27 protein-coding genes are annotated in these 24,793 nt (G+C 63.3%); 16 read left to right on the top strand and 11 right to left on the bottom strand.

The genetic code is table 11. The features are described 5' to 3' along the window. Nucleotides 1-317: 317 nt before the first annotated feature. Nucleotides 318-1,016 (bottom strand): alpha/beta fold hydrolase, encoded by a 699-nt coding sequence (locus FQP90_RS04420; RefSeq protein ID WP_144648524.1) that lies wholly within the window; start codon nt 1,014-1,016, stop codon nt 318-320. Nucleotides 1,017-1,058: 42 nt separating this feature from the next. After that, complete coding sequence (locus FQP90_RS04415; RefSeq protein ID WP_144648523.1) at nt 1,059-1,694, bottom strand: DedA family protein; 636 nt, start codon at nt 1,692-1,694, stop codon at nt 1,059-1,061. Nucleotides 1,695-1,836: 142 nt separating this feature from the next. Here FQP90_RS04415 and FQP90_RS04410 point away from each other — a divergent pair, with 142 nt between their 5' ends. The 6 genes from FQP90_RS04410 to FQP90_RS04385 all read left to right on the top strand — a co-directional run bounded on the left by FQP90_RS04410 (nt 1,837) and on the right by FQP90_RS04385 (nt 6,157). Beyond that, nucleotides 1,837-2,376, top strand: a complete 540-nt coding sequence (locus FQP90_RS04410; protein WP_144648522.1) for a PadR family transcriptional regulator — start codon at nt 1,837-1,839, stop codon at nt 2,374-2,376. A 3-nt stretch (nt 2,377-2,379) separates the two neighbouring features. Continuing rightward, on the top strand, nt 2,380-4,089 hold the full coding sequence (locus FQP90_RS04405; RefSeq protein ID WP_144648521.1) for an ABC1 kinase family protein: 1,710 nt from the start codon (nt 2,380-2,382) through the stop codon (nt 4,087-4,089). A gap of 160 nt (nt 4,090-4,249) precedes the next feature. Then, nucleotides 4,250-4,774 (top strand): universal stress protein, encoded by a 525-nt coding sequence (locus tag FQP90_RS04400; RefSeq protein WP_144648520.1) that lies wholly within the window; start codon nt 4,250-4,252, stop codon nt 4,772-4,774. Further along, nucleotides 4,761-5,204 carry a fluoride efflux transporter FluC gene (locus FQP90_RS04395; RefSeq protein WP_144648519.1) on the top strand — a complete coding sequence of 148 codons (444 nt, stop codon included), beginning with the start codon at nt 4,761-4,763 and terminating at the stop codon, nt 5,202-5,204. The genes FQP90_RS04400 and FQP90_RS04395 overlap by 14 nt, the downstream gene beginning before the upstream one ends. After that, nucleotides 5,201-5,572, top strand: coding sequence for a fluoride efflux transporter CrcB (crcB, locus tag FQP90_RS04390; protein WP_144648518.1), 372 nt, complete (start codon nt 5,201-5,203; stop codon nt 5,570-5,572). Before FQP90_RS04395 ends, crcB begins: the two co-directional genes overlap by 4 nt. A 54-nt stretch (nt 5,573-5,626) precedes the next feature. Continuing rightward, a complete protein-coding gene (locus tag FQP90_RS04385) occupies nt 5,627-6,157 on the top strand; it encodes a ferritin (RefSeq protein ID WP_144648517.1) in 531 nt (176 codons plus the stop codon). Between the two features lie 41 nt (nt 6,158-6,198). Here FQP90_RS04385 and zapE read toward each other — a convergent pair whose 3' ends face one another. The 4 genes from zapE to FQP90_RS04365 are packed head-to-tail and all read right to left on the bottom strand — an operon-like array spanning nt 6,199 to nt 9,313. Further along, nucleotides 6,199-7,350 (bottom strand): cell division protein ZapE, encoded by a 1,152-nt coding sequence (gene zapE, locus FQP90_RS04380; RefSeq protein WP_244296486.1) that lies wholly within the window; start codon nt 7,348-7,350, stop codon nt 6,199-6,201. After that, the gene (gene corA / locus FQP90_RS04375; protein ID WP_144648516.1) at nt 7,347-8,342 is read right to left on the bottom strand and encodes a magnesium/cobalt transporter CorA; all 996 of its coding nucleotides are present in this window, start codon (nt 8,340-8,342) and stop codon (nt 7,347-7,349) included. Before corA ends, zapE begins: the two co-directional genes overlap by 4 nt. A 10-nt stretch (nt 8,343-8,352) precedes the next feature. After that, nucleotides 8,353-8,778, bottom strand: coding sequence for a DUF1761 domain-containing protein (locus tag FQP90_RS04370; RefSeq protein WP_144648515.1), 426 nt, complete (start codon nt 8,776-8,778; stop codon nt 8,353-8,355). Between the two features lie 19 nt (nt 8,779-8,797). Next, nucleotides 8,798-9,313: an Lrp/AsnC family transcriptional regulator gene (locus FQP90_RS04365; RefSeq protein WP_144648514.1), complete on the bottom strand. Its 516-nt coding sequence runs from the start codon at nt 9,311-9,313 to the stop codon at nt 8,798-8,800. A gap of 170 nt (nt 9,314-9,483) precedes the next feature. On the opposite strand from FQP90_RS04365, the gene FQP90_RS04360 reads away from it, so the two are divergent. Then, nucleotides 9,484-10,719 (top strand): MFS transporter, encoded by a 1,236-nt coding sequence (locus FQP90_RS04360; protein ID WP_144648513.1) that lies wholly within the window; start codon nt 9,484-9,486, stop codon nt 10,717-10,719. Between the two features lie 29 nt (nt 10,720-10,748). Here the strand turns inward: FQP90_RS04360 and FQP90_RS04355 are convergent, their stop codons facing one another. From FQP90_RS04355 to FQP90_RS04345, 3 genes are read right to left on the bottom strand one after another with little or no spacing between them, the layout of a single operon-like run. Further along, nucleotides 10,749-11,255, bottom strand: a complete 507-nt coding sequence (locus tag FQP90_RS04355) for an Lrp/AsnC family transcriptional regulator (protein WP_011775479.1) — start codon at nt 11,253-11,255, stop codon at nt 10,749-10,751. 54 nt (nt 11,256-11,309) lie between these two features. After that, entirely contained in the window at nt 11,310-11,951 is a 642-nt protein-coding gene (locus FQP90_RS04350) for a TMEM175 family protein (RefSeq protein WP_144648512.1), read from the bottom strand. A 37-nt stretch (nt 11,952-11,988) separates the two neighbouring features. Beyond that, nucleotides 11,989-13,194, bottom strand: a complete 1,206-nt coding sequence (locus FQP90_RS04345) for an MFS transporter (RefSeq protein WP_208759948.1) — start codon at nt 13,192-13,194, stop codon at nt 11,989-11,991. Nucleotides 13,195-13,310: 116 nt separating this feature from the next. Between FQP90_RS04345 and FQP90_RS04340 the strand changes: the two genes are divergently transcribed. Beyond that, the gene (locus FQP90_RS04340; protein ID WP_167510411.1) at nt 13,311-14,285 is read left to right on the top strand and encodes a LysR family transcriptional regulator; all 975 of its coding nucleotides are present in this window, start codon (nt 13,311-13,313) and stop codon (nt 14,283-14,285) included. Here the strand turns inward: FQP90_RS04340 and FQP90_RS04335 are convergent. Continuing rightward, entirely contained in the window at nt 14,260-15,303 is a 1,044-nt protein-coding gene (locus tag FQP90_RS04335; protein WP_208759940.1) for a nitronate monooxygenase, read from the bottom strand. The two genes, FQP90_RS04340 and FQP90_RS04335, sit on opposite strands and share 26 nt — an antisense overlap. 41 nt (nt 15,304-15,344) lie before the next feature. Here FQP90_RS04335 and FQP90_RS04330 point away from each other — a divergent pair, with 41 nt between their 5' ends. Then, a complete protein-coding gene (locus FQP90_RS04330) occupies nt 15,345-16,280 on the top strand; it encodes an N-acetylglucosamine kinase (RefSeq protein ID WP_144648508.1) in 936 nt (311 codons plus the stop codon). A 12-nt stretch (nt 16,281-16,292) separates the two neighbouring features. Here FQP90_RS04330 and FQP90_RS04325 read toward each other — a convergent pair whose 3' ends face one another. Continuing rightward, nucleotides 16,293-17,324, bottom strand: a complete 1,032-nt coding sequence (locus FQP90_RS04325) for a pirin family protein (protein WP_144648507.1) — start codon at nt 17,322-17,324, stop codon at nt 16,293-16,295. Between the two features lie 50 nt (nt 17,325-17,374). Here FQP90_RS04325 and FQP90_RS04320 point away from each other — a divergent pair, with 50 nt between their 5' ends. The 7 genes from FQP90_RS04320 (at nt 17,375) to FQP90_RS04290 (ending at nt 24,726) form a co-directional block, all read left to right on the top strand. Further along, on the top strand, nt 17,375-19,171 hold the full coding sequence (locus FQP90_RS04320; RefSeq protein WP_144648506.1) for a glycoside hydrolase family 35 protein: 1,797 nt from the start codon (nt 17,375-17,377) through the stop codon (nt 19,169-19,171). A gap of 30 nt (nt 19,172-19,201) precedes the next feature. Next, nucleotides 19,202-19,654: an NUDIX hydrolase gene (locus tag FQP90_RS04315; RefSeq protein ID WP_144648505.1), complete on the top strand. Its 453-nt coding sequence runs from the start codon at nt 19,202-19,204 to the stop codon at nt 19,652-19,654. Between the two features lie 217 nt (nt 19,655-19,871). Continuing rightward, entirely contained in the window at nt 19,872-21,041 is a 1,170-nt protein-coding gene (rsgA, locus tag FQP90_RS04310; RefSeq protein WP_144648504.1) for a ribosome small subunit-dependent GTPase A, read from the top strand. A gap of 154 nt (nt 21,042-21,195) precedes the next feature. Then, the gene (locus FQP90_RS04305; protein ID WP_144648503.1) at nt 21,196-22,290 is read left to right on the top strand and encodes an ABC transporter ATP-binding protein; all 1,095 of its coding nucleotides are present in this window, start codon (nt 21,196-21,198) and stop codon (nt 22,288-22,290) included. Continuing rightward, complete coding sequence (locus tag FQP90_RS04300; RefSeq protein ID WP_144648502.1) at nt 22,290-23,030, top strand: ABC transporter permease; 741 nt, start codon at nt 22,290-22,292, stop codon at nt 23,028-23,030. The genes FQP90_RS04305 and FQP90_RS04300 overlap by 1 nt, the downstream gene beginning before the upstream one ends. After that, nucleotides 23,027-23,770, top strand: coding sequence for an ABC transporter permease (locus tag FQP90_RS04295; RefSeq protein WP_144648501.1), 744 nt, complete (start codon nt 23,027-23,029; stop codon nt 23,768-23,770). The genes FQP90_RS04300 and FQP90_RS04295 overlap by 4 nt, the downstream gene beginning before the upstream one ends. Next, nucleotides 23,767-24,726 carry an ABC transporter substrate-binding protein gene (locus FQP90_RS04290; RefSeq protein WP_144648500.1) on the top strand — a complete coding sequence of 320 codons (960 nt, stop codon included), beginning with the start codon at nt 23,767-23,769 and terminating at the stop codon, nt 24,724-24,726. Before FQP90_RS04295 ends, FQP90_RS04290 begins: the two co-directional genes overlap by 4 nt. The last annotated feature ends 67 nt before the right edge of the window (nt 24,727-24,793 follow it).

Below are 24,793 nucleotides of genomic sequence, written 5' to 3'. Positions count from 1 at the left end.
GGGGGAGGCATCCACGTGGATTCTTTGATCTCTGTGCTCGATGTCTTCATGGTTGTCCCTATGCGGCCCGATTGCTCACAGCTGTCATTGGGCCGATGGGACACCGGAGAACACTTTGCCTGTAAACGAGCGTGAATCGGACGTGAACAGACGTGAGCTCCTGTGGGCTGGATCCGCGAGTTTCAGGGCTATGGCCGGAATTCATGAGCGTTCGTGATACCGCGTAACCCCGAGTTTGCATCGAAGGGGTCAGGAGTTCGAATCTCCTTAGCTCCACATTTGACGGCAAATCTGCTTTCTCGCCCTGCTGAAAATCATCACCGCGTCTCATTTGCGCTGCCGAGCCATTGCAGGACGGTGGTGTTGAAATCTTCCGGTGCGTTGTGGTGGACATTGTGGCCTGCATCCAGGGTTACCACGGTGCAGTCCGGAATGAGCCCGGCGACTTCGGACAGCAATTCTTGGGGTACATGGCTGCTTGTCCCGCCGCCAATCAGCAGGGTCGGTGCTGTGATGTCGGAGAGGTGCCTCCACCAACGCAGTGAAGGGTCATTGACCTGGCTGGCGATTGCGGGCACCACATCCCAGTCGAAAAGCAGTTCACCGCTGGGCCGAGCGGGCAGCGGGCGGGTTCGCGGAAACGGGGGCGGGGCGTCTTCAATGATCAGGCGCGCGATCCTGTCGGGTTGCGTCTGGGCGAGGATATAGGCCACCACGCCACCCATGGAGTGCCCGATCACTACGACGTTGTTCAGGTCCAAGACGTCGAGGACCGCTGCTACGTCGTCAGCCATCAACTCGAACGAATACTTCCCTGGCCAGTCGCTGTCGCCATGGCCGCGGAGATCCAGGGCGATCACCCGAAAATACGGGGCCAGGGCGGCCGTCGCAGCGGACCAGTCCGTCGCTCGATCACCCAGGGCATGCAAGAGCAACAATGCGGGGGCGTTGGAATCCCCGGTTATGTGAGCCCTGATTCGGACCCCGCCTGAGCCGGGAAGGGTCTGGGTGTCCATGCCCGGTAGCCTACCGGTCTCTGAGCTGAAGCCCTCCATGTGCTAATTGGCCCGTTCTTTCCGCCTTTTGACGTTGCGAATGATCAGCCAGGCCACGAAGACTGCCAGCCCTGCGTAGAGGGCGTAGTTGAGGATCCGCGAGAATTGGTCGACCAAGTGATATTGCTTGCCGAGCAATACGCCCAAGCCGATGAGCAGGGCATTCCAGATGCCCGTTCCTGCAACAGTGAAAATGCTGAACGTCATCAGGTTCATGCGTTCTGCGCCTGCGGGGAGGGAAATCAGGCTGCGCACCCCGGGCAGCAGCCGGCCGAAGAAGATGGCGGATTTTCCGTGCCGTTCGAACCATTCAGCGGCTTTTTCGAAATCCTCCTGGTCCACCAGTGGCAGCTTGGACAGCAAGTGGATGGAGCGTTCCAGGCCCACCTTGTAGCCAAGCCAATAGAGGAGCAGTGCTCCGGCGTACGCTCCGAGGGTGCTGGTGACGAAGACCAGAATGATGTTGATGCTTCCCTGCTGGGTGAGGAATCCAGACAGCGGGAGGATCACCTCACTGGGTATCGGAGGAAAAACCGTCTCCAGAAGTGACAGCAGGCCCACGCCCCATTCGCCGAGGGATTCGATAATCCCCGCGGCGATACCGGCAATCCCGGTCAAGTCTTCGGTCGAACCGGCCATTCTTATATGGCTGATCAAGTCTGCCTCCGTTATCTCGCCCGCCTCATGTGCATCACCTTCCGAACCATTGTGTCAGCACCGCCGCGCATATATCGTTAGCTATATCGTTCAGTATCGTTCGCGACATCCTGAGGTGAGTTTGATGCACAATTCATTCCCGGCCAGTGGATTTATGGGGAACAACCTGGAGGGCATGTGGCAGGCCGTCGAGGAGTTTCGGTCTCGGTTCGAGAAACGCTCCGGGTCGCGTGCCGGAAGGGGCGAGCTTCGGTCGGCTATCCTGGCGCTGCTTGCCGAGCGTCCCATGCACGGCTACCAGATCATCCGGGAAATCGAGGAACGCAGCGGTGGAAACTGGAAGCCCAGCGCAGGTTCCGTCTACCCAACGCTGCAATTGCTGGCCGATGAAGGCTTTGTCAGCTCCGAGGAATCCAACGGCCGCAAAATCTATTCGCTGACTGAAGCCGGTCGAGAGGACGTAGCGAGTGCTGAAACGTCCCCGCCCTGGGACTCCGCGGGCGCTGCAGGAACGGGTTTCGCAGCATTGCCCAAGGCAGGCATGGAGTTGGCCCAAGCGGCTGCGCAAGTAGGGCGAACCGGTACGCCCAAACAAGTGCAGGAGGCAGTGGCGGTGCTCGAAGAGGCACGGCGGAAGCTGTACAAGATCCTTGCCCAGGACTGACGGTTGACACTGGTTGACCGCGACCGGGCAGATGCATTGCCCGGCGGTGGGAACGCGCGCGCCCGCTACCGCCGCATTTTGCGGTTCGCTGCCTGGCACCTTGCAGTGACGTGGTGGTTTGAACTGTTCCTGCCCAAGGTGGGGCTGCGCAGGATTGCCGAAAGCAACCGGGCCCGCAGGATGCGGAGCTTCGCGCAGCGCTTCCATGCCCTCGCTGTGGAGCTTGGTGGCCTGATGATCAAGGTTGGCCAGTTCATGTCGTCCCGGCTTGACGTGCTGCCACCGGAAATCACCACCGAACTTGAAGGACTCCAGGACGAGGTGCCCCCGGTACCCTTCCATGAAATCCGTGCACTGGCCGAGGCGGAGCTGGGGGCGCCCCTGGAAGCTGTTTTCGCCGCCGTCGACGAGACGCCCATCGCCGCGGCGTCTCTGGGGCAGGCCCATCGCGCCAAACTCTTGGCGGGCAATGCAGCCGATACCGGGCTCAGCAGCGTGGTGTTCAAGGTGCAACGTCCTGGCATTGGCGCCATAGTGGACATCGATCTGGCAGCACTTCGCAGGGTGGGAGGCTGGCTGGGGCGTATCCGCATCGTCTCGGATCGCGCCGATGTGCCTTCGCTGATTAGGGAGTTCGCCCAAATAAGTCTTGAGGAGATCGACTACCTCAATGAAGCGGCAAACTCGGAACGCTTTGCCGCTGACTTCGCCGGAGATGCCAGGGTAACGGTGCCAGAGGTCGTCTGGGAACGAACCACGCGCCGCGTGCTCACCCTGGAAGATGTCACCGCCATCAAGATTACGGATGCGGAGGGGCTGAAGGTAGCCGGGATCGACCCGGGGGAAGTTGCTCCCGTGTTTGCTTCCGTTATGTTTGACCAGTTGTTCACCAACGGCTTCTTTCATGCTGATCCGCACCCAGGCAATATCTTCGTCACACCCAGTACGGATTCAGGGGATCGTCCGTGGAAGCTGACGTTCATCGACTTCGGCATGATGGGCGAAGTCCCGGCGACGACGCGCAGCGGGCTGCGGAAGCTTCTGATCGCTGCAGCTTCGCGGGATGGGAAGGGGCTGGTGGACGCCATCAGCGATGTTGGTGTGTTGATGCCCTCCGCCGACAAACCTGAGCTTGAAAGGGCAATGACGCAGCTTTTCGCTCGTTTTGGCGGGATGGGCTTCGCTGAGCTACGCGAGGTGGACCCGCGGGAGTTCCGTGATTTCGGTGCAGAGTTTGGCACTGTGGTGAGGTCACTGCCGTTCCAGTTGCCGGAAAATTTCCTGCTGATCATCCGGGCCATGTCGCTGACGTCCGGTGTGTGCAGTTCACTGGACACCCGCTTCAACCTGTGGGATTCAGTGGAACCCTACGCGGCGCAGTTGCTGCGGGACGAGCGTGGCAACCTCGCGAAGGACGTTGCAGCCCAAGCCCTCGACGCCGCCTCGCTCGCAGTGCGCCTGCCGAAGCGTCTGGACGCGCTCGTCACGCACATCGAGGACGGCTCGTTGCAGGTGAAGAACCGGCGCCTTGAACAGCAGCTGGCCCGCCTCATCCGAACTGCCCAACGAGCAGTAGCCGTCTTGATCTTCGGTGCCATACTGATCGCGGGTTCGGTGGTTCGGTCCGACGACGCCGTCCTGGGCAACACGCTGATGATCGGGTCCGTGGTTCCGCTGCTGTTCGGCTGGTGGGCGGGTCGCCGCCGCGGTTAGGCATGGTCCGCAGGCAAGATGCTGCCCCAAGGTACGTTCACAGTGACACCTGTTTACGACATACCCTGCACGCTGCTTTACGGTGACGAGACGGGAACTGAGGTTCAGGCGCAGTGTGTTCGCCGATTGGAGCCGAAAATCGGCGCCGTAGACTAGCCCTGTGACTGAGACCCCAGCCCAACGTCCCGAGGCATCAACAGGCATCGCCGGCCCCATTCTGGTGGGTGTCATGCCCGGGCAACAGCCGGTCGTCGTCGAACAAGCAGCGCACTTAGCTGCCGCGGCCGGCCTGGGGCTCGTGCTCGCCTACGCCGACGTCACGGTGTACCCGGTGGACGGGACCACGGGCGGCCCTTCTGCCCCGATTGATCCTGACGGCGTCAATGACGAGGTCCAGGAGATACCCGAAACGCTGAGGTCTGTCCTCGCCTCACAACTTGCTGGCAGCAACGTCGAATGGTCCATGATCCGCCTGGCAGGGGAGCCCGCACGCGCTCTGGCTCGCGAAGCCGAAGACATCGGTGCCTCGATGATTGTGGTGGGGACGCGGGAGCACAAGCTGACTGCAGCTTTGAAAGAGTTGACAGCCGGGTCTGTGGCCCGCCACCTGTTCCACAGGCAGGACCGCCCCGTACTCGTGGTGCCCGTGAACCCGCGGGTCCCGGACGACGATGACGACGACTGAGGGTACGCGGCCAGTCCACCTCCACTGGGGATTCATAGGGCTCGTAGCGGCCGGCGGAGTGCTGGGAGCCCTCGCCCGGTACGGTCTGGGGCTCGTGATTCCGGCGCCGGGCGCCTGGCCGCTTCCAACCTTGGTCATCAATCTTTCAGGTGCGTTGGCCCTGGGCGCCTTGTTGGAGGCGCTGTCGCGCGGAGGGCCCGACGCCGGAAGTCGCCGCGTCCTGCGGCTCGCTTTGGGAACGGGGTTCTTGGGCGCCTACACCACGTACAGCACACTCGCCTTGGACGCCGTCCATCTGTTCATCGCGGGTGCGGCGACTGCGGCTGCGGGATACCTGGCTGCGAGCCTGCTGGGCGGTGCGGCAGCCACCACAGTGGGTATCTGGCTGGGCGCGTGGCATCACAGGCGTGCCCGGGGGCGTCAGCCGTGACGGTCTTCCTCCTCGCGCTCGCCGGAGGCGTCGGCGCAGCTGTTCGGTTCATCGTGGATGGGCTGATCCGGGCCCGTGTGAAGACCGCCCTTCCATGGGGCACCATCCTGATCAACGTAACCGGCTCTTTGGTGCTCGGCTTCCTGGCCGGTCTGGTGATGCGGGGGCAGGCGCCGGAGTCCCTGCTGTTGATCGTGGGGACAGGGTTCCTCGGCGGCTACACCACGTTCAGCACGGCCAGCCTGGAGACGATCCGCCTGGTGCAAAGTGGCCGGACGCGCGTGGCGCTGGTCAACGGATTGGGGACCATGGCGGCCAGCGTCCTCGCCGCTGCGGGTGGTGTGTGGACCGCCGCGTTGCTGCCCTGAGGAGTGGCGAACTTCACGGTCAGGAGTGCCCCCGCCCGGCTGTAGGATCGTGCCATGGCTAAGAAGACATTCAATGAGCTGTTGTCCGCCCAGGTCGCCAACGAGTTTGCTGCCTCCCAGCAATACATCGCAGTGGCTGTGTATTTTGATGGTGAAGACCTGCCGCAGTTGGCTCGTCACTTCTACCGGCAGTCCCTTGAAGAGCGCAACCACGCCATGATGATGGTTCAGTACATGCTGGACCGTAACGTGCACGTTGAGATCCCGGGCATAGCCCCTGTTCGCAACAATTTCTCCAACGCCAAGGAGCCCATCGCATTGGCTTTGGAGCAGGAGAAGGAAGTCACCCGCAACATCGAAGAGATGTTCCGCGTTGCCCGTGCCGAGGGCGACGCCCTGGGTGAGCAGTTCATGCTGTGGTTCCTGAAGGAACAGGTTGAAGAGGTCGCTTCCATGACCACGCTGCTGAACATTACCGAACGTGCCGAGAACCTCTTCGACATCGAGAACTACATCGCTCGCGAGACCGTCGGCGACGGGGGACATGACGCAGGCGCTCCGTCCGCGGCCGGCGGCGTGATCTAGCGCCAAGCTCAGCCCAAGCAGGCACAGAGGCCGCCGGAAGCTCAGCTTCCGGCGGCCTCTTCTTGTGCCAGGGCCTCGTCAATGTCGGAGCGGCCCAGCAAGGACAAACGACTTGCGATGCGCGCCAGATCCACGGGCAGGGCACTTCCAGGGGCTGCCACGTCCCAGTCCAAGGGGCCTTTACCGATGAGGAAGAGCGTGATGTCTTGATCGTGGAGGACGTCCACCACGTTGCTGAACCGCTGCCAGACCGGCGCTGAGTCCGGGCCGGCACCAGCCGGCGAGGGGACTTGGTCGATTACCCACGTTGCGTAGCGTTCAGCCAATGCCAGGAAGTCAGACGTAGACGTCAGACCGCCGCACAACTCCTCAAAACCCACCCATAGGAGATCCGGATCCGAGTTCCTGACCACGATCGGCTGTGTGGTGGGCGTCAGCACCCGGCTCTGTAACGGGGACGGCGTGAAGAGCCCCAGCCGTCCAAGCTGGCGTGGCGTCCCAGGGGCGATGATGCGGCCTGCGCGGAACCCTTCCGGCCCGGGCACGGGGGCAGATCCGCCGGCGGGAAACCTACGGAAGTCGGAAGCGCCATTGATCTCGACGATGTCCATCATCTCCTTGATGGCCTCGATGGTGGGCACAAAGTGATCGTGCCAGAGGGGATTGGGCAGCAACTCGTCCGGAGCGTAGTTCGAGGTCACTACCAAGGGTATGCGGCGTTGCGCGGCCGTCCGCAGCAGGCGGGAAATGAACATGCCGTCTCCCACGTCATGGACGTGGAACTCGTCAAAGAACAGCACATCGATTTCCGCCAACAGGGCGTCCACGGACTGCTGGATGGCAGTTCCGTTGCCGGCATCGACGTTGTGGGTTCCCGCGTGCAGTCCGCGGAAAAAGTCATGGAAGTGTACTCGGCGCTTCCGTACCTGCAGCCTCGCGTAAAAACTGTCCATGAGCCACGTCTTGCCGCGTCCCACCGGCCCATGGAGGTAGAGGCTTCGTGGCGACTTTCGGGAAAGCGTTCGACGCCGGCCGGTCACCTGGGCGCCAAACACCGCCAACCGCTCGGCTGCTTGGCGCTGGCTGGGCTCAAGTTCGAAACCCGACCGTGCGGCGTCTAGCGCCATACCTTCGGTGAAAGCCCTGGCGGCATCCTTCGCTGAGCGGGATCCCGGCACCAAGGCAGGCGTCACAACCAGCCTTTTCTTTTGAAGATAAGGTACATCAGCAAGGCGGCACCGAACATGAGTCCCACCGCCAGCGGGTATCCGAAGTCCCAGTGCAGCTCCGGCATATGGTCGAAGTTCATCCCGTAGACGCCCGCTACGAAGGACGGTGCAAAGAGTATTGCCGCCCATGATGAGATCTTCTTGACCTGCTCGTTCTGGGCTGCGCTGGCCTCGTTTTGCCGGTTGGCGGTCAGTGTTCCATCCAGGGTGAGCGCGTTCTGAAGGAGGTCCCGGAACGAGTTCACACGGGAGATGACCCGCTGAACGTGGTCCTCAACATCACGGAGGGAGCGCTGCAATTCAATATCCACGCCATACTTTTCGAATCCCTTTTCCAGAAGCGCCATCATGTCCGGGAGCGGTTGAATGGCCCGCTGGAACTGGATCACTTCACGGGCGAGCTCGTAAATTCGGCGCGAGACGGCGCTGTCGCCGCTGAAGAGCTGGTCCTCGATCTCGTCGATGTCGTTCTCAAGGCCAGCCACCACGGGCGCATAGTCATCCACCACTTGGTCCAGGAGCGCGTAGAGCACGGCTTCAGGCCCATGGCAGAGAAGGTCCGGACGCGTCTCAAGCCGATGGCGGACCCGGGCTACTCCACCGGTTTCGGCATGCCGGATGGTCACCACGAAGTTGGGCCCCGTGAAGATGTGCAGTTCGCCGAACTCAACTGTCTCGGTGTCGTCAAGGTATCTGGCCGGGCGCAGGACGGTGAACAAGTTGTGGTCGTACCGCTCGAGCTTGGGCCGTTGGTGCGCAGAGACGGCGTCCTCCACGGCGAGTTCGTGGAGCCCGAATTCCTGGGCGACGGCGGCCATCTCGTCTTTGGTGGGGCGATAAAGCCCGATCCATGCCATGCCGCCGTGTTCCGCCAGGGTTTCGAACGTTTGCTCAAGGCTATGCGGGGTTGCAGTGCGTACGCCGTCTACGTATACGGCGTTGTCGATAATGGTCACTGGTTGAACGCTACTGCATGGCTCCGATGATCGCGCCCGCGATCGTCATGGCCACAATGTCATGGCCGGAATCGATAACCGTTACTGCGGACGGGCGGCCGGCGAAGCCGTTGTGGATGACATGGCCTCCGGCACGGAAAACAATGGCCAGTACCAAGGCGAAGAAGCCGCCGGCCAGGAAGGTGTTCAGGTCCAGCGCACTGATGAGGATGGCCAGGAGAAGACTGGTGACGGCCGCTGCCAGCATCATGGGCACCCAAATTCCCGCGCCGCCCTCGATGTTCTTGAGATCGTCCTCGGTCTTGCCGATGGCCTGCATCCACCTGCGCCCCAGGACTGCCGGCATGTACCAGATGAATCCGATCACCATGCTTGAAACGAAGGCCAGAAGTACGGCGAGCCAGTTGATCTGGGAGATGTGTGAGAGCCAATCCATGCCTAGAATCCTAGTCCGTTCAGGCCCTGGGCTCAGCGCTCTGGCGCTCCTGGCTGGACCGTGTTGGAGCTGTAGCCATCCTCCCGATGAGGGGTTCGGTCCGATAGGGAATATGGGTGTGCAGAGCCAACACTGTCTCCGTCCGGATGACGCCTTTTGTTCGGAGGACGGAACGTAAAGCGGACTGCAGATTGTGGGTGTCCGTTGCCACCACCCGGCACCACAAATCCCCGCGACCGGAGATTTCGTGGACTTCCAGGACCTGGGGAATCAGGCGCAAGGCGCCGATGACGCCGTCGAGTTCCCGGTGGGTGACCTCGATGGTCACGAAAGCGACGACGTCGTACCCCACCTTTTCCAGGTCGACTTCCCGACCGGCTGCCTGCAGCACACCGGAACGGAGCAGGCGCTTGACCCGGCTTTGGGCTGTGTTGCGCGCTATGCCCAGCGCATCGCTCAGTTCGGCGATCTGGATGCGCGGATCCTTGATGAGTTCAAGGAGGATTTTGGTGTCCATGGGGTCGAGGGTGTTCAAATGTTCACTCCAGCTCACTTGGCTTGCACTAGTTTGAGTATTTTGCTCAATCTTTGCATTTCCGGCGCCCTTTGAGCGCAGGGTTACTGCATTCTATTGCCATCAATACTTAGCTGCTCTCGGCCCCCACAAGGACGCGTCAGGCAGCCACCGAGTCCGAAGGCATGGAAATGACTGTCTTGAGCGAACTCCGCATGCGTCCGGCCACCGCCGAACGATGGGGATGGGATGCCTCCACAACGGCCAGGCTTGTCCTGACCGGCGTCGTGATATTTACGCTGCTGGTCGGCGCAAACCTGGCCACCCCCTTGTATCCCTTGCTCCAGGCCCGGCTGGGGATGTCGTCGTTGGACGTGACGGTGGCCTTCTCCAGTTACGTCGTGGCGCTGGTGGCGGTGTTGATGGTGGCAGGGCATTGGTCCGATCACATCGGGCGGCGCGCCGCGTTGGTGCTGGCCGTCATCGTGGGACTGGCGGGAGGCCTGATCTTTGCCAACGCCGACACTCTGGCCGCGTTGTCCCTGGGCCGGGCGCTCCAAGGCGTAGCAGTCGGACTCGCTACAGGAGCCAGCGCCGCGGCATTGCGTGAACTCCTGCCACAGCGGCCTGACTGGGCCTCCCGCTTTACGCTGCTCTCCTCCGCGGGAGGCGTTGCTGCAGGTCCGGCCATCGGGGGGCTCCTGTCGCTGTTACCAGACCCCACGCGCACGCCGTACCTCGTTCACTCCGCGGTGCTGCTTGCTGCACTCATTCCTTTGTGGCTGTTGAAAGCCAGGCCGGCCATTGCGCCGGCAGACGGGCCCAGGCCGCTCAAAGTCCTTGCCCCGAGGAAGCCGTCCATCTCCAGCGACGCACGTGGAGCATTTTGGATGGCGGCGGCCACCGGGTTCCTGAGCTTCGCTGTGTTCGGTTTCTGCTTGTCCTTGGCACCGGGCTACTTCGCCAGCGTTGTCCATGCCGATTCGAGGCCCCTGATCGGTGTACTGGCCGGCATAACATTGGGTGCGTCAGCGCTCAGCCAGCTCCTGGGAGCCCGTGGGCGCTTTGTTGTCCCTGCAGCACTTGCGGTGCTTGGCGTTTCCGTGGTCCTTGTGGGTGCGGCCGCTGCCTGGTCCAGCCCCTGGCTTTTGGTTGCTGCGAGCATTACGGCAGGAGTGGGCCAAGGACTGGCCTTCCGTCAGGTCTTCAACGAAGTTGCCGGCAAGGTTGAAGCTGCCCGCCACGCGCAAGTCATCAGCACCGTTTACGTGATCACGTATCTGGGCAGCGCCGTTCCGGTGGTCGGGCTGGGAATGGCTGTTTCGGCACTGGGCCTGCAGACCGCCGTCGTGGCCTTCACCGTTGTGTGCGGTGCGGCCGCGCTGACGCTGGCGGGCATTTCACTGCGGAGCGCGTTGCGCGACTGACGACCCCTGGCCTGAACCCAGGCCATTGCCTACTCCGGGAGCGGTCCGCGGTTTCCCGGGATGTGCTGGAAGACCATGGTGGTCTCCGTGTGCCCCACCACTGGGTCAGTGGCGAGGTTGTCCAGGAGCCAGTTGCGGAGGTCGTCAGTGTTGGCGACGGCGATGTGCAGCAGGTAGTCCACGGAACCTGTGGTGTGGAAAGTGGAGATCACTGCAGGAAGCTTGGGGACGCGTGCGGTAAAGCGGTCGATCTGGTCGCGGTCGTGGGCGCGGAGGCGGACAGCAATGAGGGCCTGCACGGAGCGGCCGATGGCCGGCAGGCTCAGGACGGCCTCGAAGCCCTCGATGATCCCGCGTTCAGACAACGCCCGGGTCCGCATCAGGGCCGTGGAGGGGGCGATTCCTACGAGTTCGGCCAACTGTTTGTTGGAGATACGTGCGTCGTCCACCAACGCTGCGAGGATTCGCTCATCGATCGCATCCAGCGGCTCAGCGCTGCCCGTGCTCGACCGAACATTCTTCGTGGGGTTGCTCACGGATCCTCCTGAAATTGCCTTGCATCCATCCTATGCGGTGAATTCTTCAGGTGCCTATCCTTTTGAGGGGGTCCCGGGGTACCTTCGCCGGTCCAGCCGTTGGAGCGGCTCACTCAGGAGCATTAGCAGCAAGGGAAGGTTCCCGGCGCCCGGAATAACGAGTGCCAAAACCAGGGCGGCCAGGAAGAGCCCGGCAACGACCACACCTGCCCGGATTCCGAATTTCGTCTCGGCAGGATCCATGGCGTGGAGGTCCGGATGGGACCGTAGGTAAATGCGAGCCAGCAGGAGCATCAAGCTGGTGGCGAACAAGGTTCCAATGTAGACAAGGGGTTGGGCCCAGTCAGGATCCATCTGGGTGGAGAGGGACGTAGCCACGGGCATCCACACAATGGTGAACATCCACGCCACGGTCAACCACAGCAAACCGGAGTCCACCTGCTTGACGCTGCGGAAAAGCTTGTGGTGGTGCACCCAAAACACTGCAATGAGGACGAAGCTCAGGACGAAACCCAGGAGAGCGTATTGCTCCTCGGCAAACCACTCCGACGTGGTGCCGTCATGGTCCGCGAGCTCACCCACACTCTCCATGAGCGGAAGGATGAGCAAAGTCAACGCAATCGCCACCACGGCATCGGTAAACGCCTGCAAACGTTCCGGTGACGACAGCTCCCGGGGTTTCGCGACCTGTGTCATGCCTCCGATTGTAGGACCAGCCCGGCGTGAATCAGCGTCAGTGGCGCGGCGGGCGGTGCACTATCAAGGTGACTACCGCCGTCGTTAGGGCAAGCGTGATGACGCTCCAGGCCAAAGCAGGCCAACCGAAAGCTTGAAAGGCGAGTCCGCCAGCCCATCCGATGACACTGGAACCCAAGTAATACGACAGGTTGTACAGCGACGCTGCCTGGGCGCGCCCTGTGGTTGCGATGGCCCCTGTCCAGCCTGATCCCACGCTGTGGGCCGCGAAAAATCCTCCGGTGAAAATAACGAGTCCGGCCAATGTTGCTGCCAGGTTCTCAACCAGCGTCAAGGCCAAGCCTGCGGACATGATGGCGATCCCTGCCACCAGCACATTCCGGCGCCCGAACCTGGTGGTCAGCCCGGCGGCCCATCGGGAACTCACTGTGCCTGACAAGTACGCCAGGAAGATGAGGCTGACCAGAGTGGCAGGGAGGCCGAACGGCTCGGCATGCAACCTGAAGCCGAGGTAGTTGTAGACGGCGACGAAGCCGCCCATGAGGAGGAAGGCCTGCAAGTACAGCGACAACAGCTTGGGGTTTCTTGAATGGCCGCCCAAGGTTCGCAGAGCTCCACCGAAACCAATGGCCGGGGAGGGACTGAAACGGCGTTGCTTGGGTATGAGCGCCAGGAACAGGACTGCGGCCGCGGTTGCCAGCAGGGAGACAGCCAAGGCAGCGGCCCGCCAGCCCCACAGTTCACCGACCGGGCCGGCCACCAAACGGCCGGCGAGCCCGCCCAGGGTGGTTCCGGCAACATAGCTGCCGGCTGCCAGGGCGGTGTGGATCTTGGTGACTTCCTCGTTGAGGTAGGCAATGGCGATGGCGGGGATGCCGCCCAGCGCCATGCCCTCCAGCGCCCGCAGGCCCAGCAGAAGAGTAACTGTTGGGGCCAAGGGAACCAGAAGGCCCAGCAGGGTGGCTGCCGCGATGCCGATGGCCATGGCGCGCACCCGACCAATCCTGTCGGCCACGAAAGACCAGGGCAGCACTGTGGCAGCGAGGCCAACGGTGGCGAGGGAGATGCTGAGGGCGGCTTCTGCGGCCGTGATTCGGAGGTCCGTGGCCATGAGCGGGAGGACCGCCTGCGTTGAGTACAGCTGGGCGAACGTGGCCACTCCGGCCAGCGCCAAGGCGGCGAGCACACGGCGGTAGCCCCGGGATCCCTTGGCATGTCCGTCCCACGTTTCGGCGGTGCCCATGACGATAGCTTTACTCACCCGGCAAGATTAGGACGCGGCCAACTACGTATTCCAATGCATATGTTGCGTACGATTGATGCAGAATCGCATGAATGGTTTCGGACGCAAGGAACCCCGTGGAACCTGATCATCACCAGCTCATCCAACTGCTCCCGCTCCTACCCGTCCTCGCGGAACTCGGCAGGACGGAACACATGACCGAAACGGCCGAGATCCTCGGTGTTCCCCAATCGACTGTCAGCCGGGCGGTGGCTCGCGCCAGTGCCATCGTGGGGATGGACCTGCTGATCCGCGACGGCCGGGGCATCCGCCTGACACCAGCTGCAAGAACCCTGCTGCCCTACATAGAGGCAGCCTTGGAGGATTTCCAAGCAGGCCTGGACAGGGTGCGTCACGAATCGGACGTAGTACGGGGGCGCATCGGCGTTTCATTCCAGCACACCTTTGGCGAAGCGACGCTGCCTTTGCTCATCAGCGCTTTCCGCGGCCGCCACCCGCATGCGGTGTTCGACCTCTGGCAGGGACCACGGGACGATTGCCTCAAGCAGCTGGCCAACGGTGACATGGATTTCGCGCTGATCGCACCGATCGCCCCGGAAGGCAGGGGCATCCGTTCGCTTCCGCTCTACCGTGAACCGCTGCGGGTGGTGCTCCACTACCGTCACCCCCTGGCCGGGCGGCCCAGCATCCACCTCTCCGAATTACGGCACGAGCCCTACATCACCCTTCCTGAAGGGGTGGGCCTGCGGGCCTTGGGGGAGGGGCTCCTGCGCGAAGCCGGATTTCGGCCGCGGATAGCCTTTGAAGTCCAGGAGTCCACCTCCGCGCGCGGCCTGGTTTCCGCCGGCTTGGGCTTCAGCATCCTTCCTCCTGCAGGACCCGGCTCAGGGACGGGCCAGTTTCTCCCGGAGGCTGAACTTGGCTTGGTGGAGGTAGCCATCGAGTCCGAGCTGGCCTTCCGGCAGATCGGCATCGCATGGCGCGAGCGAAGCTTCGAGCCGGACGCCGTCCGGCTATTCCGCGAGCTGGTGGTCACCGAAGGCGGGGAATTGCTTGCTGAACTTGTCAGAGCCCGCGCAGGAACTCCCTGACCACGTCTTCGGCCGAGCCCTCCCGTGACTGCTGCCAGCCGGTGCCCGCCCAGAGGTTGAGGCGATGCGGATCACCGGCAGCGGACGACGCCGCCCGCACCGGGCTGGTGAGGTGGTGGATGGCGGGATAGCCCTCTGGCGCGTTCTGGTGATCCACCACGAATTCGTTGACCAGGGAACGTGCCCACCGGCCCGTGAAAGCCCGGGTCATGGCCGTTCGCGTAAACGACGGATCACCCAGCGCGTCCTTGTGCGGCTTCCGCGCGCCGCTTTCATGGGTGCGAACCAGGGCAGTGCCTATTTGGGCTGCCGAGGCGCCAGCCGCAAGCACGTCGCGAAGCGCCGCACCGTCCATAATGGCGCCCGCCGCGATCAGCGGAAGTTCGACGGCGGCCCGCACCTGGGCCACCAGTTCCGCCGTCGTACGGGCTGCTGGTGAGTCGGTCGGTGCGCTGCCGCTTGAGAGAAACGCTGCCGTATGGCCACCAGCGGAGCTGTGCTGGACAGCGATGGCGTCTGGACCTTCCTCTGCAGCGGCCAGGGCCTCCGGAACGCTGGTGACACTGGAGATGACCAGAGTTCCCGCCTTCTGCAAAGCCTGGACAGCCGGCTTTCCCGGCAGGCCAAACGCAAAGCTCACGTACTCTACGGGATCTGCCAGCAGGGCATCGATCTTGTCCTGCCATGCGTCGTCGTCATCGAGGCGAAGCGGTGGCAGTGTCACGCCGTAACGGACTGCCTCGGATTCGAGTTCTGTCCGGTAGGACTCAAGACGTGCGCGCGCAACCGGACCTGGTGGGAGTTGGCCTGGGTCCGGCACGAACAGGTTCATCCCGAACGGCACCTTGAGGGCACGGGCAGCCGCGATCTCTGCAGTCATGGCTTCCGGACTCTTGTAGCCAGCGGCGAGGAATCCCATCCCGCCACCAACATGGACCGCCTGCAACAGCGCCGGCGTGGACGTCCCCCCGGCCATGGGAGCTGCAATGACCGGTGTTTCAAACAGGGATTCAGGCATGTTCGGTTTCTCCTCCGGACGCTCCAAGCTAGTCTTTCACGGTGAACAATCTTGACTCTGCCCAGCATTCCCACGCTTCGACGGAGACCGTGAGCGGCACCGTCATCGGGCTCGACATCGGCGGTACCAAAACCCGCGGAGTGCGGTTTGAGAACGGAGCACCGGTCCGTGACGAGAGCGCAGGCAGCTCCAACGTCCAGAACGTCAGCAGGGAGCAGGCGGCAGCAAACCTTGCCGAACTGTTCGCCAAGATCGGTGGCGGCCGCATCGACCAGGTCTATGCCGGAGCAGGCGGGATCGACACGGATGAAGACGCCCAGGCGCTCGCCGACCTCATCGCGCCCCACGCCTCCGGGGCACACATCACCGTGGTCCATGACTCACGTTTGCTCCTGGCCGCCGGCGGAGCGAGCACGGGCGTGGCTGTGATTGCTGGTACAGGCTCAGCCGCCTGGGGTAAGAACGACGCCGGCGAGGAAGCCCGCGCGGGTGGCTGGGGCTACCTTTTGGGGGACGAAGGCAGCGGTTACTGGCTGGGGCGCGAAGCGGTGCGCCACAGCCTGCGCCGGATGAACCAGGGCTTGGAGCCGGATCGACTCAGCCGTGCGCTCTTGGACTCCGTGGGGGTGGACGAGCCGGGCAAGCTGATCGCCCTGTTCCATTCGCCGGAGACAGGCCGCCGATACTGGGCACAGCAGGCCCGGTTGGTGGTGGAAGCAGCCGATGCCGGTGACGAAACCAGCAAAGCGCTGGTGGAGCAGGCAGGCCGAGACCTGGCTGACCTCGCTGAACAAGCGGTCCGACAACTGGGCATCGACGGGCCGGTCATTCTTGGCAGCGGACTGGGCATGAACGTCCAGCGGCTGCAGGAAGCCTTCAAGGCCAGGCTGGCCGAAGAGGGCATCGTCGACGTTCGCATCCTCCACCAGGATCCTGTGTTCGGCGTACCGCGGCTCGTGGCAGAGCAGCAGGGCTAACCATCCACTGAGTCAGCCGCGGGTGCGTGGTCGCAGTTTCACGCCCGGAAGTGGCGGCGCTGGAATGCGGCCGGCTTCAGGGCCAGCGTCGGGCCCATGGCCGGGGACGAACCCGAAGCGTGAGGTGGCGGCAACGTCGTCGTCGAGCAGTCCCTCGGCCTCCCATTCCTCGCGGGCCTGCTCCACTTCTTCGTGGGTCCGCCCCACGAAGTTCCACCACATGAGCAGGTCTTCGCCGAAGGGCTCGCCGCCCAGAAGCATGAAATGCGTGTCGGGTTGCGCTTCCACGGCCAAGCGGGTCCTGCCGGCTCCGAGGTAGGCCAGCGGTCCGGGCTCGATGTCCTGGCCGTCGATGACCACGTGGCCGTCCAACACCAAAACCGCATGCTCAAAATCGGGGCGGAGGGGCAGCTCAAGTGGCCCCGTGCCAGTGATGTCCGCTCCCACAATGGGGCTGAACATCGTGGCAGGGGAGCGTTGTCCGGCGAACTCGCCCACCATGACCGTAGCGGTGAAGCCCTCGCCCACGGCCACCGGCAGGTCCTTCACCTGCTCAAAAGATGGGGCACGATGCCGGTGCTCCTCCGGCAGGGCCACCCACAATTGCAGGCCCCGGGACACGGGGATTTCGTCCACCAGCGGGCTGGTCCCGGCCTCGGTGGTGGCGGGGAGGACTGAGAACTCGGAGTGGGAGATCCCGTGGCCTGCCGTCATGATGTTCAGCTCACCTGGTCGGACGACAACATCGCTGCCAACGCTGTCGCGGTGCCGCACGGCTCCTTCCAGTGGCCAGGTAACGGTCTGCAGGCCGCAGTGGGGATGCGGAAGGACGCTCATGGCCACCCGATCAGGCCCGAAGCTGTCCAGGAAGCACCAGGCGCCCACGGTCGGCAGGCCCCGCTGCGGCAAAGTCCTCATCACGTTCATGGCGCGGACGCCGCCCAAGGGAACCTCGCGCTCGGGCCAAAGCTGTACGCACGGACCTTGGTCTTCCGGCGCCGCGGGGCAGACTTCCTGTACGGGGGAAGTATCAAGATTGGTCATGCGATCATCACCTGTGCATAAATGTTGGAAATTGAGCTAATCTGTTCCACGTGAACAACGCCCTTCTGAGCTACCACGACGCCGTCCTTTACCGTTCGGGTGAACCGTATCGCATCCTCGCCGGAGCCATCCACTACTTCCGTGTCCACCCGGATCTGTGGCAGGACCGGCTGCGTCGACTCAAGGCGATGGGCGCCAACACCGTGGACACCTATGTTGCTTGGAACTTCCACCAGCCTCGGCAGGATCAGGCTCCGGACTTCACCGGATGGCGGGACCTGGGCCGGTTCATTGACATCGCCGCCGAAGAAGGGCTGGACGTCATTGTCCGTCCCGGCCCGTACATTTGTGCCGAGTGGGACAACGGCGGTTTTCCTGCCTGGTTGACCGGCATCCCGGGAATCGGCCTGCGCTGCCTGGACCCGGTGTTCACCGCTGCCATCGAGGACTGGTTCGATCACCTCCTTCCCATCGTCGCGTCCCGGCAAACGTCCACCGGCGGTCCAGTGGTGGCGGTGCAGATCGAGAACGAATACGGCAGCTACGGCGACGATCACGAATACATCCGCTGGAACCGGCGTGCCCTGGAGGAGCGGGGCATCACGGAGCTGCTTTTCACGGCCGACGGCGGCAACGACTACTTCCTCGACGGCGGCGCCATAGAGGGGACCTGGGCAACGGCAACGCTGGGAAGTCGGGGTGACGAAGCCGTGGCTACCTGGAAGCGACGCCGACCGGACGAGCCGTTCTTCAACGTCGAGTTCTGGGGCGGCTGGTTCGACCACTGGGGCGAACACCACCACCGCCGCGACGCCGATGATGCCGCCCTCGAAGCGCGCAAGATGCTGGACCTTGGTGGCTCGGTCTGTATCTATATGGCCCACGGCGGGACCAACTTCGGTCTGGGCTCCGGCAGCAACCACGATGGCACCATGCTGCAGCCGACGGTCACCAGCTATGACTCCGATGCGCCCATCGCAGAAAACGGAGCGTTGACACCCAAGTTCCATGCTCTCCGGAAGGAGTTCTTCCGGGCGCAAGGGATTGAAGACATCCCTGAGCTCCCCGTCGAGCTGCTGGCGGACGCTCCGGTGCTTCCCGCGCAGCAATTGGCGTTGTCGGCAGGACCGGACCTGCTTGAGCTGGCGAGGGCCGCCGGGAAGCCTGTCACCAGTGTCAAACCCCTCAGTTTCGAACAGTTGGGTCTCGACGCCGGAATGGTCCTTTACGCGGCCGAAGCCATCCTGCCGGGTGGTGCGGAGAAACCTGCCGAGAGCCGATTGAAGATCACGGGCCTGAACGACCGCGCCTATGTTTGGGTTGATGGTCATTTCATCGGCGTCCTGGACGATGTGTCCGGCGCTGAAGGGCTGAAGGTCACGGGCACTGGTGTTACCGCCAAGCTCGAGATCCTGGTGGAGAACCTGGGTCGCATCAACTACGGACCACTCACCGGCCACGGCAAGGGCATCCTGGGCGGCGTCCTCATCAACCAGCGCTATACCTTCCACTGGACGCAGACTCCTCTGGCGCTCACGGAATGGGTACAGGAGGACCTGGCAGGCCTGGCCGGAGTTGACTTCGAGATTGGCGAACCCGCTGACACCTACATCGCCCTGCCTGACTCCGGCAAGGGCTTCGTCTGGCTCAATGGATTCCTCCTGGGCCGGTACTGGGAGAAAGGCCCGCAAGTAACCCTGTACGCCCCGGCGCCTTTGCTGAAACCAGGCCGCAACACCATCAAGGTGCTGGAACTCGGGAACGCGGGGACCGTCGTCGAGCTTCGCGAGGGCCCGGACCTGGGACCTGAAGAGGCCGGTCCGATCGCTGCCGCCGAACTCCCGTAGGGATCCACCCCAAGGATTTATGCTGGCACCATGAGCCTGCAGTTCGATACCCGCCCAGCCGCCTACGCCGTCATCGTCCAGGAAGGGCGGATCCTGTTGGCCTACTGGAAACAGGACGGTAAGGAGGGCTGGACGCTTCCTGGTGGTGGCTTGGACCTGGCTGAACACCCGGTGGATGGGTGCCGTCGGGAGGTTTTTGAGGAGACCGGCTACGAAGCCCGGATCGATCGCATGCTGGGTATTGACGTGGGCCATTGGCCAGGGGAGATACGGCCGGACGGTTCGGTGAAGGACTTCCAAGCGCTGCGCCTGGTGTACGAAGCCACGGTAGTTGGTGGTGAACTGACCCATGAAGTGGACGGCAGCACCACCCACGCCGCATGGATTCCGTTGGAGGACATTGGGAAGCTCAACCGCGTGTCCCTGGTGGACACGGCGCTGCGCCTGCACAAGGAGCGGCCCGCTGACGGGAAGCTCAACTAGGACAAAGGCCTAGCCAAAGTCGGTAGTGGTTGGCTACGCTGAACATCGTTGCCGGCCTCGCAGTTGCCGGCCCGGAATGCCGAGGAGGTGGATTTGATGATTGTCACGATCTTGCGCGCCCTGCACACAGTTGCGGCGCACCCTCATCACCCCACCATTCCTGTCCCGGCATCAGCCTGCCAAAACTAGGCGGCCGGGCCTCAGCAGAGGCTAACCCTTGAACACTTTCGCTTCTTCAAGCAATCCTTCCATTACCTCCACCACGCCATTTCCGGGACCTCGGGAGTACGGCTACACCGAGAAAACCGCGGAGCTTTTCCGCGCCAATCCAGCCCCTGGCGCGCAGGACGACGCCAGTCCGGGCAGGGTTGTCCGTCTCGACAGAAACCGGGTGCTTGTTGCTTCGAGCGACGGCCTGTTGCATCTGCCGTATCCGGCCCACGGGCTCGTTCCAGCCACGGGAGACTGGGTATGGCTCGGCCATAACCTCGCGGGGGAGCCCGCCGTCGTCGACGTCCTTCCGCGCCATTCGGCCCTCAGCCGAAAACGCGCGTTTGAAGCCTCCTCCGAGGAACAAATCCTGGGAAGCAACATCGACATTGTGGCCGTAGTGGTCCCCGTGGACCGGCCCCTCACACATAACCGCCTTGAACGGACCCTCGTGGCCGCTTGGGATTCCGGCGCAACACCGCTGGTGGTCATCACCAAAGCGGACCTGGCGGACTTGGCGGACGACGTAGTGGGCGAGGTCATCCTCCAGGCAGCGGGCGTGGACGTTGTCACCACCTCCGCGGAGCAGGGCGATGGGCTCGACGAGCTCATGCGTCACGTCCCCGACGGGGCCACGCTGGTTCTGTTGGGCCCATCAGGTGCCGGGAAATCAACACTCATCAACGCGCTTGCGGGACATGACGTGCAGCAGACCGGCGCTGTCCGTGCCGGCGACGGCAAGGGCAAACACACCACAACGTCCAGGGAACTGGTTCCTTTGGCCGGAGGCGCTGTGCTCATGGACACCCCGGGTGTCCGCGGGTTCGGGCTCTTCGATGCTGAGGAAGGCATGGACGAGATGTTCGGCGATCTTGACGCGCTTTTCGCCCGGTGCCGTTTTGCCGACTGCGCGCACCAAGCAGAGCCGGGCTGCGCGGTGCAGGAGGCGCTCGCGGACGAAAGCCTCGATCCCCGCCGCTGGTCCAGCTACCTGAAACTGCAACGCGAGCTGGCGGCCCTGGCCAGGAAGCACGACGCAGCAGCGCGGCGTGCCTACCAACGTGAATGGCACCAGAAGGTGGTTTCGGCTGAAAGGGGCCAGCGTGCAGCGGAACGGTACAGGCATGATCAGGCCGAAGAGAGGGCGGGTAAGGGTGGGAAGCGTCGGAAACGCTGAACATTGCCGATTCATTACGGAATACGTGGCTTCGCTGACATCGTCGGTGGTGCTGGCTACGCTGGGTGAAGATTGCTTTGCAGCCAAGTAATAAGAGTGCATATGATCATGTGGCTCTACCGATATTCTCGACCACAGATAGGTAAGCCCGGGTATGGCCGAAGCCATGATTGAGTTCCAGAGCGTAACCAAGCAATACCAGGGCGGGCAACCGGCGGTGGACGCCCTCAGCATGTCCATCGACAAGGGCTCCATCACTGTGTTCGTCGGCCCGTCGGGCTGCGGTAAGACAACGTCGTTGCGCATGATCAACCGCATGGTGGAGCCCACCAGCGGAACCATCACCGTTGCAGGCGAGGACGTCTCACAGGTTCCCGCGGCACAGCTCCGGCGTTCCATGGGCTACGTGATGCAGTCATCGGGCCTTCTGCCGCACCGGTCGGTACTGGATAACATCGCCACCGTCCCACGACTCAACGGTGTTTCCAAGGCGGCGGCGCGGAAGCGCGCAGCGGAACTGCTCGACGTCGTCGGGTTGGCTTCCGTTCTCGGCAAGCGGTACCCGTCGCAACTCTCAGGTGGTCAGCAGCAGCGCGTCGGCGTGGCCCGCGCGCTTGCTGCTGATCCACCGGTCCTGCTGATGGACGAGCCTTTCAGCGCAGTGGATCCCGTGGTCCGGGACGAATTGCAGCAGGAACTCCTGCGCCTGCAGCGGGAACTGGCCAAGACCATTGTCTTCGTCACCCATGACATCGACGAAGCCACGGTACTGGGCGACAAGGTGGCAGTCTTCGCCGTCGGGGGAAAGCTGGCACAGTACTCCACCCCGGAAGAAATCCTCCGCGCGCCGGCGAACGACTTTGTTGCCTCCTTCGTGGGGCGCGACCGCGGGTTCCGGCACCTTGCCTTCAACCCCGCGGATGCCGTGACCCTGCACCCGGTGACCATGGTCGGTCCTTCCGACGGCCATGACGCCGGACGCGAATCGGGGGAGTGGGCCCTGGTGGTGGATGAGGATTCACGGCCTCTCGGGTGGTCGTCGCCGCGCGACGGCGCCGGTTTGATTCCCGGAGGTTCGCTCTTCCGCAAGGGAGATACGCTGCGCCGCGCGTTGGACGCGGCGTTGTCGTCGCCGTCGGGTCTTGGGGTTGCAGTTGACGACGACGGCCGGGTCGCCGGCGTCCTGAAGGCGCCGGAAGTTCTTGCACTCATCGAAGAAGTCCGGCACCACAGGGAGGACGCCACCTGATGGAGTGGTTCCTTGACAACAGTGGAATGGTCCTGGGCTTGGCCGGCCAGCACATGGTGCTCGCGATCATCCCCATGATCCTGGGCCTGCTGATTTCCATTCCTTTGGCGCAGCTTGCCCGGCGCAACGGGACGCTCCGGTCGGTGGTGGCCACTGCCACGTCGCTGCTGTACACCATTCCATCCCTGGCGCTGTTCATCATCCTTCCCACCATCCTTGGCACACGGATCCTTGATCCGATCAACGTGATCGTGGCACTGACCATCTACGCCGTCGCCCTGTTGGTCCGTGCTGCCGTGGATGCGTTCGATTCCGTGGACGACGATCTCCGCAACGCCGCCGTTGCCATGGGCTTCAAGCCACTGGCCCGGTTCTTCCAAGTGGACCTCCCGCTGTCCCTGCCGGTGATGTTCGCAGGCCTTCGTGTTGTCTCGGTCAGCAACATTTCCCTGGTCAGCGTTGCAGCGCTGCTGGGAGTGGGAAATCTCGGAGTCCTGTTTACCGACGGCCTCCAGCGCACATTCATCACCGAGGTGGTGGTGGGCATCATCGCCATCCTGGTTCTCGCCTTGCTGATGGACGCAGTGCTCGTAATTCTTGAGCGCCTGTTGACTCCATGGACGCGGGCCACCGGTGGGAAGCCGTCGCGTCCGGATGCGAACGCCCTGCTCACGGAGCCCAAGGCCGGTCCTGCGACGCAGCACGCTGCCCTTCGCCCCGATCCGGGAGCGTCGGCATGAACATCTTCGCCGAAACCATCGCCTGGCTGACGGATCCTGCCCACTGGGCCGGAAGCGGCGGAATACCCACGCGCTTGCTGGAGCACTTACAGTACAGCGCCTTGGTACTCCTCATCGCAGCCGCCATCGCAGTGCCCATCGGTCTCTATATCGGGCACACCGGCCGTGGCCGGGTGGTTGCTGTGGCAGTCGCCGGGGCCCTCAGGGCACTGCCGACGCTCGGCTTGCTGGTCCTGTTCGCCTTGCTTGCCGGGAGTGGCCTGATGCCACCTGTGTGGGCGCTGGTGATCCTGACGGTGCCGCCCCTCCTTGCCGGCACCTACGCCGGAATCTCGAGCGTCGATGCCACCGTGGTGGATGCTGCCCGGGCTATGGGCATGACGGAATTGCAGATCCTCTTCCGGGTGGAACTGCCCAACGGCCTTCAAGTCATGTTTGGTGGCATCCGCACCGCGGTGCTGCAGGTCATCGCGACTGTCTCAGTGGTTGCCTACCTGCCTCTCGGCGGGCTTGGCCGCTACCTGTTCGACGGCCTCGTCCTGCAGGATTTCCCCAGGATGCTCGGAGGTTCCCTGCTTATCGCCGCACTGGCCATCGCAGTGGACCTGATCCTTGCCGGAGTGCAGAGGCTTGTTATCTCACCCGGCCTGACCCTCGATTCAAGCGGCCGCCAGAAGGCAGCCGACGATCTCACAGCCACAGCTCCCGCCGGGGCTGCCGTTCAAGGAGGTACACCATGAAGAACCCCGTCCGCATGACCCTTACACGCCGTGGTCTCGGCGGCCTCGCAGCAGGACTCGGTGTGGCCCTCGCGCTGAGCGCGTGCGGTGGCAGCCCCTTGGCCACGCCTTCGACGTCGGCCCCCAGCGGTTCCGCAGCTGCTGGAGGTTCGCTGGTGGTTGGCTCAGCCGACTTCCCGGAGAGCCAGGTCATCGCCGAGATCTATGTTGGTGCCCTCAACGCCGCAGGGCTCACTGCTTCGTCCAAGCCGAACATCGGTTCGCGTGAGATCTACTTCAAGGCTGTTCAGGACGGATCCATCGACCTCGTGCCGGACTACTCCGGCAACCTGCTCTCCTACGTAGACACTGCAGCCACCGAAGTCTCGGCCGAGGATGTCTACAAGGCCCTCCCGGGCAAGCTTCCGGAGGGCCTCGCCGTTCTGGAGCCGGCTAAGGCTGAGTCCAAGGACGCCATGGTGGTCACCAAAGCCACAGCGGAGAAGTACCAGTTGAAGTCCATCGAGGACCTCGCCAAGGTATGCAAGGACTTCACCATGGCGGCACCGGCCACCTTCGAGACCCGCGCCTATGGCTTCCCGGGGCTGAAAGCCAACTATGGCTGCGAGCTCAAGGGCCTGCAGCCCTTCAACGACGGCGGCGGCAACCTGACGCTCCAGGCACTTCTTGAGGACAAGGTGCAGGTGGCGGACATCTACACCACCACGCCCTCCATCGCGGACAACGACCTCGTGGTCCTGGAAGACCCGAAGAACAACTTCAAGGCGCAGCAGGTCCTGCCGCTGGTCAAGGAGGCCAAGGTGACGGACAAGGCCAAGGAAGCGCTGAACAACGTCTCCAAGATCCTCACCACGGACGACCTCATCAACTTGAATCGGGCAGTCAGCGGCGACCAGAAGCAGAGCCCCAAGGATGCCGCGGCCGCTTGGCTGAAGGACAAAGGCATCGTCAAGTAACACCTGAAGAAAACCGCGTTCGACGGCGGTGACGGACCCGCGCGGGACCGTCACCGCCGTCGTCGTT

This window comes from Paenarthrobacter nitroguajacolicus (assembly GCF_007786235.1).
GTDB lineage: Bacteria > Actinomycetota > Actinomycetes > Actinomycetales > Micrococcaceae > Arthrobacter > Arthrobacter nitroguajacolicus_A.
This window is presented reverse-complemented; position numbering and strand designations above follow the sequence as displayed.